The organism is Rhodococcoides fascians NBRC 12155 = LMG 3623 (assembly GCF_001894785.1).
GTDB classification, from domain to species: Bacteria; Actinomycetota; Actinomycetes; order Mycobacteriales; family Mycobacteriaceae; genus Rhodococcoides; species Rhodococcoides fascians.
In genome coordinates this window covers 1,052,334-1,068,626 of record NZ_BCWW01000001.1, presented here as the reverse complement: position 1 = coordinate 1,068,626, position 16,293 = coordinate 1,052,334, and the positions used below count along the sequence as shown (strand labels likewise).

The following is a 16,293-nucleotide window of genomic DNA, read 5'->3' as shown; positions in this document are numbered from 1 at the left end:
CCGTGCGCTTTGCTACCTGGAATGTGAACTCCGTCCGCTCTCGGCAGGATCGAATCGTCGATTGGTTGCAGCGATCCGACGTCGACGTGCTGGCGATGCAGGAAACCAAGTGCAAGGACGCACAGTTTCCGTACGAGCGGTTCACCGAGATCGGCTACGAGGTTGCCCACGTCGGGCTCAGTCAGTGGAACGGCGTGGCGATCGCGTCGCGCGTCGGCTTGGACGACGTGCAGGTCGGCTTCGAGGACCAGCCCGGGTTCAGCAAGGATCCCGAGGTCGAGGCGGCAGACGAGGCCCGCGCCATCGGAGCGACCTGCAACGGGGTGCGTATCTGGAGCCTGTACGTGCCGAACGGCCGCGAGCTTGCCGACCCGCACTACACCTACAAGCTCGAGTGGCTCGCGGCACTGAAGGCCGACGCGCAGGCGTGGGTGGCGGCGGACCCGCAGGCGCAGATCGCGCTCGTCGGCGACTGGAACATCGCTCCCACCGACGACGACGTGTGGGATCCCGCCCTGTTCGAGGGCAAGACTCACACCTCGCAGCCGGAGCGTGATGCCTTCGCGGCATTCTCCGAGGCCGGTTTCACCGAGGTGACGCGGCAGTTCACTCCCGAGCCCAGGACGTTCACGTACTGGGACTACACCCAGCTGAGATTTCCGAAGAAACAAGGTCTGCGCATCGACATGGCGTTGACCTCACCTGCTCTGACGACTCGCGTGACCGGCGCATCGATCGATCGCGAGGAGCGCAAGGGCAAGGGTGCCAGCGATCATGCTCCGGTGATCGTGGAGATCGGCTGAGTAGGGCGGACCGAACTGCCGGCCACCGCTCGCGCAGCGATGATCGCTCCCACGACAATCAAGATTCCGTGGGCGATCCGCACGGCCGGTGGGGTGTAGAACTGCGGGAGATACAACACGAATCCGGCGGCCAGCACCATCGCATAGCGGTTCCGTAGAGCGAACATCACCAGCCCGACGGCGATCGACACCAGTCCGAGGCCGAACATGACCGTTTGCACGATCGAGTAGCGAATCGGATCGACAAGGTCTAGCAGCCCGGGGTTCGAGTTCGCGGCGGCGTCGATGCCCAGCGCGTGCAGCGCGAACGTCTCCGCACCGTAGTACGGCAGAAGCAGTCCGACGCCGATCCAGGTAGTGACCACTGCCGGATCGGACCGTCGACCGCCGTAGAGCACAACCAGTCCGAGTGCGATGAAGCCGAGCATCGCGAAGGTATGGGCCGTCACCCAACTCGAGGATGCGAAGGCGTCCGCTCCTGCACTGCTCATCTCGTCCGAGTAGGGGCGCAATACGGGGTAGAGGCCGAACATGAGGCCGACGAAGACATACAGAGCTGCACGCATCGGGAGTACCCAACCTTTCGAGAGCGGCGCTCTCTACAGGGAGCAGTATTCACCCTCGACACACTCCAGGCAAGAGCAGTGCTCTGCTATTCGACGACCAGGTCCAAGAACTCCGGGTGCTGCGCCAGGTAGCGACGGACGTAGGTGCAGATCGGCACGATGCGCCAGTCGCGGTCGCGCGCGGTGTTCAGCGATGCGCGCACGAGCACTCCTGCCCAGCCGCGGTCGCCGTATTCCTCTTTGGCGACCGTGTGCATCAGGGCGACAACCGATTCGTCGCCGGCTGCATCGTCGCCATCGCCGAACCGATAGCCGAGGATGCCGACGAGATCGTCGTCGACGAACAGATCGAATCTGTTGTGATCGGCGTTGTCCTCGATGCGGACCGAGGGGCGCTCGACCGGAATCGCCGCGTCGGAGCGGCGGTGAAGGATGTGACTCATGTCACTTATGAGACCAGAGTTGCTCGAGTGTCGCGGGGAAAGTGCACCGATCGACGCCGAGTCGAGTCCTTTACGTAACCAGCCCTGGTGTGACCGGCCGGGCAGTGCGAGTACTCAGAGAGCGACGAGCATGTCGTTGTACTCGGGGTTGGCTGCCGCGAAGCGCTGGACGTAGGTGCAGACCGGCTTGACCTTCCAGCCGTAGGACCGCGCGCTGTCGAGGGCGCGGCGAACCAGAATGCCGGCCAAGCCTTGATGACCGAAGTCCTCGGTGACGACGGTGTGCATGAAGGAGACGACATGCGTGCGTGTCGCACGGGCTCCGTTTCCTTCGACTTCGAAGAATCCGACGATGCCGACGAGGTCGCCGTTCAGTCGAAGCTCGAAGCGATTCTGGTCTTTGTTGATCGAGACATCAGCACTGGGAGAACTCGCAAGCATGGACGCCTCCTTTGCTGGGTGTGGAGTGGTGGAGGAACTTCGGAACCGAGACGGTATGTGACGTGCACCACTATTAAACATGCGCGAGGTGGGTCTGTCACCTTTTCTACCAACAAACCTTCGGATGCGTAGGTTTGTCCATCGATCCCGAACCGGATGCTGGTACAGCTCATAAGTGTCCCCGTGCGGCGTTGTGATACAACAACATTCAAAGTGTCACCATGTTTTCACCAACATTCACCTCCGGCGTCTCGCCTGCCGAGACCCTGCCGATCGCGGCCCGCCGGTACTGTCGTCTCTCGTGAAGTTCCTACCGCTCACGCCCAACGGCGAGACTCCCGTCCGCGCGCTGACGATCGCCGGAACCGACTCCGGCGGCGGTGCCGGAATTCAGGCGGACAGTCGCACGATGGCCATGTTGGGCGTGCACGCATGTGTTGCCGTCGCGGCGGTGACGGTCCAGAACACCGTCGGCGTGACGGGCTTCCACGAGATCCCGCCGGAGATCGTCGCGGCTCAGGTTCGCTCGGTGGTATCGGACATCGGCGTCGGCGCAGCGAAGACCGGGATGCTGGCGTCCACCGCGATCATCGAGGCGGTCACGGCCGTGTGCACCGAGGTGGGTATCGGCCGCGACCAACCGGTTCCGCTCGTCGTCGACCCGGTGTGCGCGTCCATGCACGGTGACCCCCTACTGCACGCCGAGGCGCTCGACGCCATCCGGCACACGCTGTTTCCCATCGCCTCGCTGGTGACTCCCAACCTCGACGAGGTTCGGTTGATCACCGGCATCGATGTCGTCGACGACGCCGGCGCGCGTCGCGCCGCCGAGGCGCTGCACGGATTGGGCGCGCAATGGGCCCTGGTCAAGGGCGGTCACCTCCGCACCTCGACCCACAGCACCGATCTACTGTTCGACGGCGACACCTTCCTCGAATTCACCAGCGAACGCATCGACACCGGCAACGATCACGGCGGCGGCGACACCCTCGCGGCCTCGATCGCGTCGGCGCTGGCCCACGGATACTCGATGCCCGACGCGGTAGCGTTCGGTAAGGAATGGGTCACCCGTTGCCTGGCCGCGTCCTACGACCTCGGTGCGGGCCACGGCCCGGTGTCACCGCTGTGGCGACTGCACGAGTCGGAGAATGCGTAGGTCGTCGGGTGCGCCCTTGATCTTCGGAGCGAAGAAGCTGCGCCGATAAGGCTTGGCGACCACGTGCAACGCGTCGAGCACCTCCGCTGACACGGCGTCGAGTGCGGCGGCCGAGATCATGATGTTGCCGTTTCCGCCGGTCTGCATGACCCGCGCTGCGACGGTGACGTCGACACCGAGCCAGTCGGAACCGACCTGACGCGGGCTTCCGGTGTGTATTCCGACTCGCATCGTCGGGGTGTAGCCGTCGACGTTCACGCTGGTGAGGGCCTCGCGCGCCGCGAACACGGCGTCGACCGCCTTGCCCGCATCGGCGAACACGGCCATGATGCCGTCGCCCAGCCTTTTCACGACGTGACCGCCGCGGAACACGACCTCGGGTTCGACGGCTTTGGAGACTTTGCGGAGCAACGTCAATGTGGCGGTATCGCCGGCGCGCAGTGACCACGACGAGAATCCGACGAGATCGGTGAAGACGATCGTGACGTCCTCGTCGCCGCGGCCCCGGCCGGCTCGCTCGAGGACGGCCTGCCACACCTGGAGGGCACCGAGGCCGAGTTCGCGGGAGGCGCCCGGTTCGTCGTCGAGTCCGTTCGCTGCCAGGAACCGATCCGCCACGCGCGCGACGGCCAGTGCGCGTCCCGGACCGTCGATCGACAGCGGATCACCGAACGTGGGGTCACCGGGTAATGCGCGACGCACACGCCGAACCGCCCCGACGACGGTGGGCGCTCGGTTGGTGGTGCGGACCCACTCCACCACCGAGGAGACGACTGCGTTCACAGGATCGAGCGTAACTCACGGTTACACATACTTCCCTTACCCTTCGGCGCGTGCGGCCTCGCGCGCAGCCCCGACCGGTACTCCATTGGGGCCTTCCACCGACTGCGCGTAGACACCGATGCCGTACGCCACGGCGGCACCGTTCTTCGCCAGCGCCGCGCGGTCGACGTTCGCCAGGGTGTCCTGATCGGTGTGGTAATTCTCGTCGAACGTCTGATCGGCCGTGCCACCCCACTTCGCGGCCTGCTCGGCGGTCTTGTTCTCGTCCGCGCCGCTGAAGACACCGCCTGCGGGGATGCCGACCTCGATGAACGGCCCGTAGTCGGATCGACCGTCGAAATCCGTACCGTCGACGGCGATACCGTCGGCCGCCAAGTGCTCGACGAACGTGCGCTCGATGGCGTCGGATCCCGCCGGTCCCGCGGGCTCACCGACCTGGTCGGAGTCGTCGCCGTCGTAGGCGAGGTAGCCGGGGTTGTGCGAGCCGATCATGTCGAAGTTCAAGTACAGCGCGATGTTTCGCTTGTCCTCGTCGGACAGGCCCTCGACGTACTTGGTCGAACCGACGAGCCCGTTCTCCTCGGCACCCCAGAATGCGAACCGGACCGCGTTGGTCACCTCGGGCGCACTGCCCATCTGCAGAGCAGTCTCGAGCACGGCGGAGGTGCCGGTACCGTTGTCGTTGACGCCCGGGCCCTCGGGGACGCTGTCGAGGTGGGCACCCGCGACCACCACGTTCTCGGTCGAGCCGGTCGTGGTCTGCGCGATGATGTTGCGGCTCGTGGTCGACTCGGTCGTCGTGACGAGAGTCAACGTGACCTCGGGGGCCGCGAGGACCGCTGCCCCGTCCTCCTGGCTGACACCGCCGGTCGGAATCTTCGCGGTCTCGGAATCACCGAGCGTTCCCGAATCCAGTGGTCCGGGTTCGTTGTTGACGATGATCGCTGCTGCCGCACCCAATTCGGCGGCGACGGTCTGCTTCGCACCGAACGGGCACACCCCTCGCGGCACGACTGCCACCGCTCCCGTCAGGTCGAGACCGGCGTAATCGGTTGCCTCACACCCGTCTGCCCCGGCGGGAGCGCCGACGACGCGTGCGGTGATCCCCTCGGCGGACGTGGTGGGCGAGTAGCTGAGCGCGAACACCGGAATCTCGGTGCCCGCGAGCGAGAGGGTTTGCGTCTGCGCTTCGAAGGTGTCGAAATCGAATTCGGGAGTGGTGACGTCGAATCCGGCCGATTCGAGTTGGGAGACAACGTAATCGACACTTGCGTCGTATCCGGCAGTGCCGGCCGCGCGGTTACCGTCGTGCGCGGCGGCGATGTTCTCTAATTCCTGCAGGTGCCCGACGAGGGCATCCTCGGTGACCGCTTCCGACAGGCCGGCCCCGTCGGGTGTCGCGAAAACTCTGGCCGGTTCCTCGTCCCCCGTACCGGAGGAGGACGAGCAACCGGCCAGAATCAGGACAGTGACGGCGCTACCTGCAAGCAAGGAAATCCGCATAGCGGACACCCTACCCAGGCAGGTGTCAGGCGTCCCGGCGATTGACGACGAACACTGCCACTCCGAAGATCACCGCGGTGAAGACGACGAAGTAGATCAGGCTGCCGATCGGTCCCCAGTGGAAGTCCGTTCCCGCACTTCCGCCGAGGAAATGGTCGGCGTTCTTGAACGGCAGGAACGGCTGGATCTTCTCGCCGACCTTCGGGATGATCCCGACGAGGCTCTCGATGAGCAACGGCCACAACAACAACACGGCGATTGCTCCGGCGGACTGACGAATCAGCGCACCCACGGCAACGGCCAGAACGATCTGCACGAACGCCAGGACCGCGGTGCCGTAGACGACGCGCCAGGTGCCGTCGACGTCGAAGCTCAACAGAGCCCCGGCTTCCTCACCGGCGATGGATTTGGCCAGGAACAACGCGCCGAAGGCCAGAACCAACGACAGCACGGCCCCGTACACGCCGACGATCAGTGCCTTCGCACCGAGCACCGAGGCCCGGTTGGTGATCGCCTGGAACGTGGTTCGGATCAGGCCGAAGCGGTATTCGCTGGTGACGGTGAGTGCACCGAGGATCATCAGCACCATGATGCCGAGTCCGCCGACGCCGCTGCCGACGACGTCGTATGCGGTGGTCGGTGGCAGACCTTCCGGCGCATCCGGGCCGACGGCGGTCTTTGCGGCCCAACCCAGGATGGCTCCGAACCCGAGGCCGAAGACCACCACGATCGCGCTGCACCACCACGGCGACTTGGTCGAGGTGAACTTGATTCTTTCTGCTGCCAAGACGCCCATCAGAGTGCACCGCCCATTGCTTGCTGAGTGTTCTGGTCTTCGGCTCCCGAGCCGTGATATTGCACTGTGTCTCCGGTGAGTTTCATGAATGCTTCCTCGAGCGAGCCGCGCTGAGAGGCCAACTCGTGCAATGTGATTCCGGCCCGGCCGGCGAGGTCGCCGATCGCGTCGGTGGTGGAGTTCAGCACGACGAGCGAGGGCTGCAGTTCGTCGGACTTGTCCGGCTCACGCACCGTGAGGCCGGCGGTGGTCAGCACCTGACGTAGGCCGTCGAGCTGTGGGCTGCGCACGCGTACCGAGGCCTCGGAGGCATGGTCGATGAATTCCTGCACCGAGGAATCCGAGATCAGCTTGCCGCGTCCGATGACGATGAGGTGTTCGGCCGTCTGCGCCATCTCCGAGAGCAGGTGGCTCGACACCAGGACCGTGCGGCCCTCGGCTGCTAAGCGCTGCATGAACTTTCGGATCCAGACGATGCCCTCGGGATCGAGTCCGTTGACCGGCTCGTCGAACAACAACACCTTGGGGTCACCGAGAAGAGCGCCGGCGAGACCGAGCCGCTGCGACATGCCGAGCGAGAATCCGCCCGCATTCTTCTTCGCTACCTCGGACAGGCCCACCAGCCGCAGCACCTCGTCGACGCGGGACTTGGGGATGCCGTTGGACGCGGCCATCCATTCCAGGTGCGCACGCGCAGATCGGTTGGGGTGCACCCACTTGGCGTCGAGCAGAGCGCCGACGGTACGCAGTGGCTGCTTCAGGTGGCTGTAGCTCTTGCCCTCGATGGTCGCCGTCCCCGAGGTGGGGCGGTCGAGCCCGAGAATCATTCGCATCGTGGTGGACTTACCCGCACCGTTCGGTCCGAGAAAGCCGGTCACGATGCCGGGTTTGATGGTGAAGGTGAGGTTGTCGACCGCCGTCACCGCTCCGTACTGCTTGGTCAGTCCTGTCACTTCGATCATGGGACAACTGTCCCCGATCGACGGCGTGTCCACATCGCCCCACAGTCGCGACTTGCATCATCCTTTTGGATGACACAGACCCTGAGACAGCCGAGGCCTGGCTGGGGCACGCGGTCGCCTGAGCGCGGCCGCAAATGCGCGCGCGTCTGCCAGATGCGCGGGGATTCGCCCTCATTTTCGCCACTATTCTGCGCGCGTTTCGCAAACGCGCTCGCGTTTGCGAAATACGCAGCACCACACAAAGGGCTGCGCCGCCGACGCAGCCGCTCATGTGAATGCAGCCGCTACATCGGTGAGCTTGCCTGCGCCCAGAATCGTTTCGGGATGCGGCCTGCATGTCGGGCCTGGTAACCCGCCGCCACCGCATGTCTCATCGCCGACGCCATCAGCGCCGGGTCCTTCGCGCGGGTCACCGCGGTGGCGAGCAGCACTGCGTCGCAGCCGAGTTCCATCGCGAGGGTGGCGTCGCTGGCGGTGCCGATGCCCGCGTCGAGGATCACCGGTACCCCTGCGGCCTCGACGATCATCTCGATGTTGTGCGGATTGGCGATGCCGAGGCCGGTGCCGATGGGTGAGCCGAGCGGCATGACGGCAACGCAGCCGATGTCTTCGAGACGCTTGGCCAGTACCGGGTCGTCGGTGGTGTACGGCAGCACCTGGAAACCGTCGTCGACGAGTTGCTCTGCGGCCTTGACCAATTCGATGGCGTCGGGCAGCAGGGTTCGCTCGTCGGCGATCACTTCGAGTTTCACCCAGTCGGTCTCGAGCGCCTCGCGGCCGAGCTGCGCGGTGAGCACGGCCTCGGCTGCTCCCCGACACCCCGCGGTGTTCGGCAGCGGGGCGATGTTCAACCGCCGCAGCAGATCGAGCACTCCCGTTCCACCCGCGGCGTCGACGCGGCGCATCGCGACGGTGGTCAGTTCGGTTCCCGACGCGACGAGGGCTTCCTCGAGGACGGCGAGGTTGGCCGCTCCCCCGGTGCCGGTGATGAGCCGGGACGTGAAGGTGCGATCGGCGATGGTGAGTGCGCTAGCCACCCTGAACCGCCGTGAGAACGTCGATGGTCCAACCCTTTTGGACGTCGGTGGTGTCCCATTGGCTCTTGGGCAGCACGGCACCGTCGACGGCGACGGCTATACCTTTCTCGGGCAGGCCCAGAAATTCGAGCAGCCGACGCATGGTCATGTCCTCGGTGAGCAGGTGATCCTCGCCGTTGACGGTGATCCCGATGGCAACCTGGGTCATGGTGTCCTTTCGATCTGTGAGAAGCGTTCGGGTGTGGCGGCTTTCGCCTCGGGCAGCGTGTCGCCCGATATCAGCGCGGCGACGGCGTCGGCGGTGATCGGCGCGAGCAGAATGCCGTTGCGGCCGTGCCCGGTAGCGACGATCACGTTGTCGGCGAGTCTGCCGATCATCGGCAGTCCGTCGGGGCTCATCGGCCGTAAACCTGCAGCGGTTTCGTACAGTTCGTACTCGCCGATACTCGGCATGAGTCGTTCGGCGTCGGCGATCAGGTCTCGTACCCCCGCCACGGTGACCTGGGTGTCCTCACCGGATTCGTATTGTGTTGCGCCGACGACCAATCCGTCGCCGCGTGGCACCAGGTACACGGGTCGGCCGTGCACGGTTCCGCGGATGGTGCGGTGCGGTGGCGGTGCGGCGCTGGGTCGGCGACGCAGCCGCAGGATCTCGCCTTTCACCGGCCGGACGGGCAGTGTCGGCCACAGTGCGGCGCAGCGCGAACCGGCGGCCAGGACCACCTGATCGGCGTCGGGAATTGCGTCGACCGAGGTTGCCACGAACTCCACTCCGGCGTCGAGACATCCCTGCTCGAGCGCGGTAACCAGGGCCCGATTGTCGACGGACAGCTCGGTCGGTGCCAACAACGCGAGCCGAATGTTCTGCGCCAATGCAGGTTCGAGTTCACGCACCTGCGCGCGGCCGAGAATCTCGAGCTCGTGTCCCTGCTCGCCCACCCATTCGGCGATCGTGCGCAGGTCGGTGGCGTCGGCGGAGTCGAGGGCGACGGTCATCGATCCGGTGGCCGAGAACACCGACGGGCCGGGAAGGCGTCCGGCGAAGTCCGGCCACCGCCCGAGCGACGCGGCACCGAGCCGTAGGAGTTCGTGTTCACCGGGCCACCCCTCGGACAGCGGGGCCAGCATGCCCCCGGCGACCCACGACGCGCCTCGACCCAGCGCAGGATCGTGCACCACCACCCGATGGCCGTCCTCCGCCAGTCGTAGTGCCGTCGACAGCCCGATGACGCCTCCGCCGATAACGACGATATGCACGCGATTCACGTCCTCACTCCCTGCGCCCGCATGATCGGGTTCAGGTATTGACGGTAAGGGCGGCGAACCCACTCTCAGCCCCACGATCCCCGGGACTCCCGCGATATGTCGGCCACTCCGTCGTCGGTCGCGGCTGCCATGAGAATACAGTTCGTTTCGTGCACCCAACTCAGACCGTCCGCAACCAGACTCCTCGCGAGCGTCTTGCGTCCGCTCGCCTCTACCTGTGTACCGATGCCCGACGCGACAAGGGCGATCTCGCGCAGTTCGCCGAGGCCGCGTTGTCCGGTGGCGTCGACATCATCCAGCTGCGCGACAAGAACTCCGCCGGTGAGCGCCAGTTCGGGCCGCTCGAGGCCAAGGACGAGCTCGCTGCGCTGGCGATTCTGCTCGCGGCCACCAAGCGCCACGGCGCCTTGCTGGCCGTCAACGACCGCGCGGATCTGGCGCTGGCGTCCGGTGCCGATGTCCTGCATCTGGGCCAGGGCGACCTGCCCGTGCACTACGCGCGCCAGATCCTCGGCCCGGATGTGGTGATCGGACGCTCGACGCAGAACCGCGCGCAGTCCTCGCTCGCCGCGATCGAGGACGGCGTCGACTACTTCGCCGTCGGGCCGGTGTGGCCGACGCCCACCAAGCCCAACCGCTCGGCCGCCGGCCTGGAAACTCTGCGGGCTACCGCGGATGCGTTGCCGGAGCGGCCGTGGTTCGCCATCGGCGGCGTCGACGCGACCAATGTGGATCAGGTTCGAGCGGCGGGAGCCGAGCGCATCGTGGTCGTTCGGGCGATCACCGAAGCACGCGATCCGCAGGCAGCCGCACGCGCGCTGGTACAAGCTCTACAGAACTGACGTCACAGCCAGGCGAGCACGGCAGACGGCGAGAGCACGTGCACCGCGCCGGGCAGTCGATTCTGGAGTCCGCGGTCGGCGGTGACCAGTGCGGTCAGGTCTGTCGATCGGTGGGCCTGATCGGTGAGGGTGTCGTCGCCGGTGCCGTCCGCGAGGATCACCGGGATGCGCGGATCGTCGACAACGGCGTCGCGCGCTTGCCCCTCGAGCACGGCCTCGATGCGGGTGAGCCAGCCGTACTGGCCGCTGGGTAGTTCCACCGTGCGCGGCAGTGTCGCGGCCAGCGACGTCAACAGTGCGCCGGTCGAGCCGGCGCGGTCCTTCCACCAGCCGTCGGGCCGGGAGCCGAGGACGTTGGCGGTGTCGAGCAGCACGCGCAGCGGCTCGGTACGCAGCGACGGCCAGCTCGACGCGAAACCCGGATGCAGTGGCAGCTCGCCGACGATGGACTCCGGCACCCACCGCAGTTCCGTGCTCTCGCCGTTCGGGACGGTGGCCAGCGGGTGATCGGTGTCGGCGATGACCGTGGTGTACGACCAACCGCTCGGGACTGCGGCGGTGACACGCTCGCTGCGCACGCTCAACTGTTCGGCCGAGATACCGGCTTCCTCGTGCGCCTCGCGGACCGCCGCGTGCTCGGTGCTCTCGTGCGAATCGCGAGCCCCGCCCGGCAGGGCCCACGTTCCGCCCTGATGACTCCACAACGCGCGGTGCTGCAGCAACACCATCGGTTCGCCCGCATCGGAGGGCGCACGGAGCAGCAGACCGGCGGCACCGTGCTTGCCCCAGTGCCGAGAACCGTTCTCACCGATCACCCAACCGTCCCCGTCACCGCGCATGCTCCCCACCCTAGGTGAACCGCCTCGTCGTAGTGACTGTGCTGTAGTGGCTGCAGTGCGGTCCGCCTGCTTATATGCTCGATGCGTGATCGCGGCCGGCATTACTCCCTCTGCTGCCGTCCCCCCGACAACGGCACCCCACGTCGGTGCCGCTGCAGGCAAGCCACCGGTTCGATACACGATGCGTTCGACGCCTGCGCGGTTGGTCGCGATGGGTACCGCGCTGGTCGTCTTGGCGCTGACCGTCGGAAATCTCGCGTCCACGGCGGTGACCGATCGAGTCGACACTCTCGGGACACTGCTGGTGCGCACCGAGCCGTTCGCCAACTCGGCTCAGAATCTCTACGGTGCCCTGTCGGTGGCCGACGCGGCGGCCGCGTCGGCCTTCATCGCCGGTGGGCTCGAGCAACCCGAAGTACGTGACCGGTACTCGCAGGCATTGGGTGAGGCGTCGTCGGAATTGATCGCCGCGTCCGCCGGGGTCACCGACAAGGACGAGGCCACCAGCGCGGTGCTGACGCAGATCGCTACCGGGTTGCCGGTGTACAGCGGGCTGGTCGAGACAGCGCGAGCGAACAATCGCAGCGGGAACCCGGTGGGTGCGGCATATCTCGGCGAGGCGTCGACGATGATGCAGTCCAGCCTGTTGCCGCTGGCCGAGAAGTTGTACACCGAGCAGGCCTCCCGCGTCTCGGCCGATCAGGAGAGGTTCACCAGTCCCCCGTACTTCGCGATCGGGTCGGTGGTGTTCCTGTTGCTGATGACCGGTCTCGCTCAGTGGTACCTGTCCCGGACGACGCGTCGGACACTGAATGTCGGTTTTCTCGGTGCCACGGCCGCGCTGGCCGGCTTGCTCGGGTGGATGTTGGTGGTGGGATTGATCTCGTCGATCGCCACCGACCGCGCTATCGACCGCGGGGTGGCACCGCTGAAGTCCTACACGACGGGTTTCATTCTGGCCCAGCAGGCCAGGGCGGACGAGACACTCGACCTGGCCCGCCGCGGTGGCAGTCAGGATTACGGACAGTCGTTCGCCGGCAACGTCTCTCGGCTCGCGGACATGTTCGAGGGCGACCCCGAGGTGACCGAGGCCCTGAACAACTGGTCGGCCTCGCATGCGCGGATCGATTCGGCGCTCGAGGTGGGCGACTTCAACGGTGCGGTGTCGATAGCGACCGGATCGGGTGATTCGGATTCGGCGGCCGCGTTCAATGCTCTCGACAGTGTGCTGGTCGACGGGATCGACAGTGCAAGAAGCGAACTGCGCTCCAACATCGACCGATCGGTCTGGGTCCTGTCGGGTTTGTCGAACGGCGCGTACGTGCTGACGGTCGTGGCGTCGGTGGCGTTCGGTGTCGGCCTGTTCCCGAGGTTGCGTGAGTACCTGTGAAACGTCTGCTCGCCGCCGGCCTCGTCGCGACTGCCCTGCTCGTCGGGTGCTCACCGCCGGAAAGAATTGCGGCACAGACCGATACGACGTTCACCGAACCCCCTCTACCCGACGGTGCCGCCGTCGCAGCTCGGCCCACCGAAACACCGGCGGACGACGAGTGCGCCCGCCCCACGGCCAGTCTGCGGCCGCTACCGACCGGCACCGACGTGCCACTGCCTCCGCAGCCGACCATCGATGCACTCCGCGCCAAGGGTCGCCTCGTCGTCGGCCTCGACACGGGCAGTAACCTTTTCAGCTTTCGCGACCCCATGACCGGGCAGCTGGTCGGGTTCGACGTCGACATCGCTCGGGAGATCTCACGCGACCTGTTCGGAGACCCGAACCGGTTGGACTTCCGAATTCTGACGTCCGCACAGCGCCTCGAAGCTTTGCAGGACTCGACGGTGGACATCGTGGTGAAAACCATGACGATCACGTGCGCCCGGCGTAAGGACGTCCAGTTCTCCACCGTGTACTTCCAAGCGCAGCACCGAGTTCTGGTGGTGCAGGGCTCGGGTATCCGTGGGGTCGGGGATCTGGCGGGCAAGCGGGTGTGCGCGGTGGAGGGCACCACGTCGCTGCGTCGCCTGCAGCGGGTGCAACCGGCGGCAACCGTGGTGACGGTGCCCATGTGGTCGGATTGCCTGGTGGTATTGCAACAACGACAGGTCGACGCCATCAGCACCGACGACGCCATCCTGGCCGGACTGGCCGCACAGGACCCGTACCTCGAGATCGTCGGCGACAGTCTGAGCCCGGAACCGTACGGCGTGGGCATCAACAAGAAGAACGAGGATCTCGTGCGCTTCGTCAACGGAACGTTGGCACGCATCAGGTCCGACGGCACCTGGAACCGCATCTACAACAAATGGCTGACGGTGCTCGGCCCCTCCCCCGGTCCACCCACCGCGTCGTACAGCGATTAGAGGCGCACGTCATGGACGAGGACGAACAGCAACCCACCGCTCCCGCGCAACGCACGCAGGCGGTGTCACGGGATCAGCTCACATCGACGGACGGCGTCGAACGCACGCAGGCGGTCTCGCGGCCGGAAGCCACGCCGACGGACGGCGTCGAACGCACGCAAGCGGTGTCCCGGTCGCCGATCGACGATCGAACCGCACCGACTCCGGGGCCGAATTCGCCGGTAGGCGACGGCAACTCGAAATCTCCGGTTGCCAAATCCGCAGCCGTCAGATCCAGCATGTCGCAGAGTGCATCCACTCGGGCCAGAACCGGTCGATCTCGGTCCGGTCGTTCCCGCAGCACCGGTATTCGGCGTCGTCTGGGCGGCGGCCTGGTGGAGGTTCCGCGGGTGGAGCCGATCGATCCGGCGACCGCGGTGATGTCGGATCCCACGGTGCCGCAGCACAAACGGTTCTGCTGGAAGTGCAACGCCAAGGTCGGGCGCAGCGAACCGGGCGAGCCCGACATCTCGGTGGGCGTGTGCCCGCACTGCGGCACCACCTTCGATTTCACGCCGCTGCTCGAGCCGGGTGATCGGGTGGTGGGCCAGTACGACGTTCAGGGCTGCATCGCGCACGGCGGTCTGGGGTGGATCTACCTGGCCATCGACCGTAACGTCAGCGACCGCTGGGTGGTGCTCAAAGGCCTACTGCATTTCGGCGACGAGGAAGCCCATGCGGTCGCGGTTGCCGAGCGTCAATTCCTGGCCGAGGTAGCGCATCCCGGCGTCGTCAAGATCTACAACTTCGTCGAACAACCCCGCGGCGACGGCACCTCCGTCGGCTTCATCGTCATGGAGTACGTGGGTGGTCGTTCGCTGCGCGACATCCTGACTGCGTGCGGCGACGACGCCCGCATGCCGGTCGAGCAGGCGCTCGCCTACGTTCTCGAAGTGCTTCCGGCACTGGGTTATCTGCATTCGATCGGGCTGGTCTACAACGATCTCAAGCCCGAGAACATCATGGTCTCCGAGGACCAGATCAAGCTGATCGACCTCGGCGCGGTCGCGGGCATCGAGGATTACGGCTACCTGTACGGCACGGTGGGGTACCAGGCACCGGAGATCGTGAAGACCGGGCCGACAGTGGCGTCGGACATCTACACCGTCGGCCGCACCCTCGCGGTGCTGACGCTGGACATGCCGTCGAAGAACGGCAAGTACCTCGACGGCCTGCCCTCGGTCGCAGAATCGGACGTGCTGCAGCAGTTCCCGTCGCTGCATCGCCTGCTGCTTCGAGCCACCAACGCAGACCCGACTCGGCGGTTCCGGTCCGCCGACGAATTCGCGGGGCAGGCAACCGGCGTGCTGCGCGAGATCCTGGCCATCCGGACGGGCGTCGAGCGGCCCGGCCTGTCCGCGGTGTTCAGCCCGCCGCGTACGACATTCGGCACGGAGCAGTCGGTGGGTCGTACCGATACCTACGTCGACGGCAAGGTACGCCACGAGCGCATGACGGCAGCCGAAGTGGTTGCCGCACTTCCGGTTCCACTGGTCGATCCCAACGATCCGAGCGCTCCCCTGCTGGCCGCCGCCGTACACGTCGAAGCTCAGCAGACTCTGGACTCGCTCCAGCACGCCAAGCGGAACGGCATCGAGCGGGTGTCGGCCGGTACGTCAGGTGCCACCGGTTCCGCGCCCGCGGGAGCGAGCCTGGAGATCACCCTCGCCGAGGTCAAGGCGCACCTCGATCTGGGCCACGTCGTGGAGGCCACCGACATCCTGTCGAAGGTGCAATCCGAGGATCACGCGGCCGACCCGTGGCGGGTGCAGTGGTACGCCGGATTGATCGCGTTGCTGCACCACGAATACGATTCTGCGTTCACGAGTTTCGACAACGTGCTCGGAGCGATGCCCGGCGAGCTCGCGCCCAAACTGGCGCTCGGTGCCACGTCGGAATTGTTGGGGCATGTCGCGCTCGGCAACGACGAGGACGCCGAGAAGTGGCGAGCCAGAGCCGAGGGACTGTACCGCGCTGTGTGGCGCACCAACAGGGGCATCGTCAGTTCGGCGTTCGGTCTGGCCCGGCAGCTGCAGCGCCGCGGTGATCAGACCGGTGCCATCGCGGCACTGGACCAGGTTCCGATCAGCTCGCGGCACTACTCGATGGCGCGGATGACCAGTGTGCTGACCTTGCTGATGGATCGCTCGCGCGCCGAGCTGTCCGAGGCCGACTTTCGTTCTGCCGCAAGGCGAGTGGCGCTGCTCCCCAAGGCGGAGAGCCGAGCACTGCAGATGCGGACGTTGGTCCTGGCGATGGCCCTGGACTGGATCGTCTCCGGTCACGCGTCCACGGCAGAACGCGAACCGATACTCAGCGTGCCGTTCACCGAGGACGGTTTGCGGCGCGGCACCGAGAAGGGTCTGCGGGCCCTGGCCCGCAGCGCGACCGATCGTGCGCACCGGTTCTCGTTGGTGGACCTGGCGAATGCGATCCGTCCGCGTTCGCTGTTCTAGCGG

The 16,293-nt window shown here is 66.2% G+C and carries 17 protein-coding genes; 6 read left to right on the top strand and 11 right to left on the bottom strand.

Annotation, left to right across the window (positions count from 1 at the left end; genetic code table 11):
- Positions 1-2: 2 nt before the first annotated feature.
- The gene (locus RFA01S_RS05390) at positions 3-803 is read left to right on the top strand and encodes an exodeoxyribonuclease III (RefSeq protein WP_032406517.1); all 801 of its coding nucleotides are present in this window, start codon (positions 3-5) and stop codon (positions 801-803) included.
- Here the strand turns inward: RFA01S_RS05390 and RFA01S_RS05385 are convergent.
- The 3 genes from RFA01S_RS05385 to RFA01S_RS05375 form a co-directional block, all read right to left on the bottom strand.
- Entirely contained in the window at positions 773-1,369 is a 597-nt protein-coding gene (locus tag RFA01S_RS05385; protein ID WP_032406518.1) for a hypothetical protein, read from the bottom strand. The genes RFA01S_RS05390 and RFA01S_RS05385 overlap by 31 nt on opposite strands.
- 86 nt (positions 1,370-1,455) lie before the next feature.
- A complete protein-coding gene (locus RFA01S_RS05380; RefSeq protein ID WP_052060516.1) occupies positions 1,456-1,812 on the bottom strand; it encodes a GNAT family N-acetyltransferase in 357 nt (118 codons plus the stop codon).
- Between the two features lie 114 nt (positions 1,813-1,926).
- A complete protein-coding gene (locus RFA01S_RS05375; protein WP_027498479.1) occupies positions 1,927-2,253 on the bottom strand; it encodes a GNAT family N-acetyltransferase in 327 nt (108 codons plus the stop codon).
- Between the two features lie 301 nt (positions 2,254-2,554).
- Here RFA01S_RS05375 and thiD point away from each other — a divergent pair, with 301 nt between their 5' ends.
- Entirely contained in the window at positions 2,555-3,409 is an 855-nt protein-coding gene (thiD, locus tag RFA01S_RS05370) for a bifunctional hydroxymethylpyrimidine kinase/phosphomethylpyrimidine kinase (protein WP_027498480.1), read from the top strand.
- Here thiD and RFA01S_RS05365 read toward each other — a convergent pair.
- From RFA01S_RS05365 to thiO, 7 genes are all read right to left on the bottom strand, one after another.
- Positions 3,371-4,192: an adenylate/guanylate cyclase domain-containing protein gene (locus RFA01S_RS05365; RefSeq protein ID WP_032406519.1), complete on the bottom strand. Its 822-nt coding sequence runs from the start codon at positions 4,190-4,192 to the stop codon at positions 3,371-3,373. The genes thiD and RFA01S_RS05365 overlap by 39 nt on opposite strands.
- A 36-nt stretch (positions 4,193-4,228) precedes the next feature.
- Entirely contained in the window at positions 4,229-5,695 is a 1,467-nt protein-coding gene (locus RFA01S_RS05360; RefSeq protein ID WP_032406520.1) for a M28 family peptidase, read from the bottom strand.
- Between the two features lie 25 nt (positions 5,696-5,720).
- Positions 5,721-6,491 carry an ABC transporter permease gene (locus tag RFA01S_RS05355; protein ID WP_032386137.1) on the bottom strand — a complete coding sequence of 257 codons (771 nt, stop codon included), beginning with the start codon at positions 6,489-6,491 and terminating at the stop codon, positions 5,721-5,723.
- Positions 6,491-7,453 carry an ABC transporter ATP-binding protein gene (locus tag RFA01S_RS05350; protein WP_027498484.1) on the bottom strand — a complete coding sequence of 321 codons (963 nt, stop codon included), beginning with the start codon at positions 7,451-7,453 and terminating at the stop codon, positions 6,491-6,493. Before RFA01S_RS05350 ends, RFA01S_RS05355 begins: the two co-directional genes overlap by 1 nt.
- Positions 7,454-7,737: 284 nt before the next feature.
- The gene (locus RFA01S_RS05345) at positions 7,738-8,490 is read right to left on the bottom strand and encodes a thiazole synthase (RefSeq protein ID WP_027498485.1); all 753 of its coding nucleotides are present in this window, start codon (positions 8,488-8,490) and stop codon (positions 7,738-7,740) included.
- Complete coding sequence (thiS, locus tag RFA01S_RS05340) at positions 8,483-8,698, bottom strand: sulfur carrier protein ThiS (protein WP_032369838.1); 216 nt, start codon at positions 8,696-8,698, stop codon at positions 8,483-8,485. Before thiS ends, RFA01S_RS05345 begins: the two co-directional genes overlap by 8 nt.
- A complete protein-coding gene (gene thiO, locus RFA01S_RS05335; protein WP_081371280.1) occupies positions 8,695-9,747 on the bottom strand; it encodes a glycine oxidase ThiO in 1,053 nt (350 codons plus the stop codon). Before thiO ends, thiS begins: the two co-directional genes overlap by 4 nt.
- Positions 9,748-9,905: 158 nt before the next feature.
- Between thiO and thiE the strand changes: the two genes are divergently transcribed.
- Positions 9,906-10,598 (top strand): thiamine phosphate synthase, encoded by a 693-nt coding sequence (gene thiE / locus RFA01S_RS05330; protein ID WP_027498488.1) that lies wholly within the window; start codon positions 9,906-9,908, stop codon positions 10,596-10,598.
- Between the two features lie 2 nt (positions 10,599-10,600).
- On the opposite strand, the gene RFA01S_RS05325 is transcribed toward thiE, so the two are convergent.
- Positions 10,601-11,437, bottom strand: a complete 837-nt coding sequence (locus RFA01S_RS05325) for an NUDIX hydrolase (protein WP_027498489.1) — start codon at positions 11,435-11,437, stop codon at positions 10,601-10,603.
- A gap of 85 nt (positions 11,438-11,522) precedes the next feature.
- Here RFA01S_RS05325 and RFA01S_RS05320 point away from each other — a divergent pair, with 85 nt between their 5' ends.
- From RFA01S_RS05320 to RFA01S_RS05310, 3 genes are read left to right on the top strand one after another with little or no spacing between them, the layout of a single operon-like run.
- Positions 11,523-12,827, top strand: a complete 1,305-nt coding sequence (locus RFA01S_RS05320) for a GlnX family signal transduction membrane protein (protein WP_032365121.1) — start codon at positions 11,523-11,525, stop codon at positions 12,825-12,827.
- A complete protein-coding gene (locus RFA01S_RS05315; RefSeq protein WP_032391270.1) occupies positions 12,824-13,795 on the top strand; it encodes a glutamate ABC transporter substrate-binding protein in 972 nt (323 codons plus the stop codon). Before RFA01S_RS05320 ends, RFA01S_RS05315 begins: the two co-directional genes overlap by 4 nt.
- Positions 13,796-13,806: 11 nt before the next feature.
- Positions 13,807-16,290, top strand: a complete 2,484-nt coding sequence (locus RFA01S_RS05310) for a serine/threonine-protein kinase (RefSeq protein WP_139278377.1) — start codon at positions 13,807-13,809, stop codon at positions 16,288-16,290.
- The last annotated feature ends 3 nt before the right edge of the window (positions 16,291-16,293 follow it).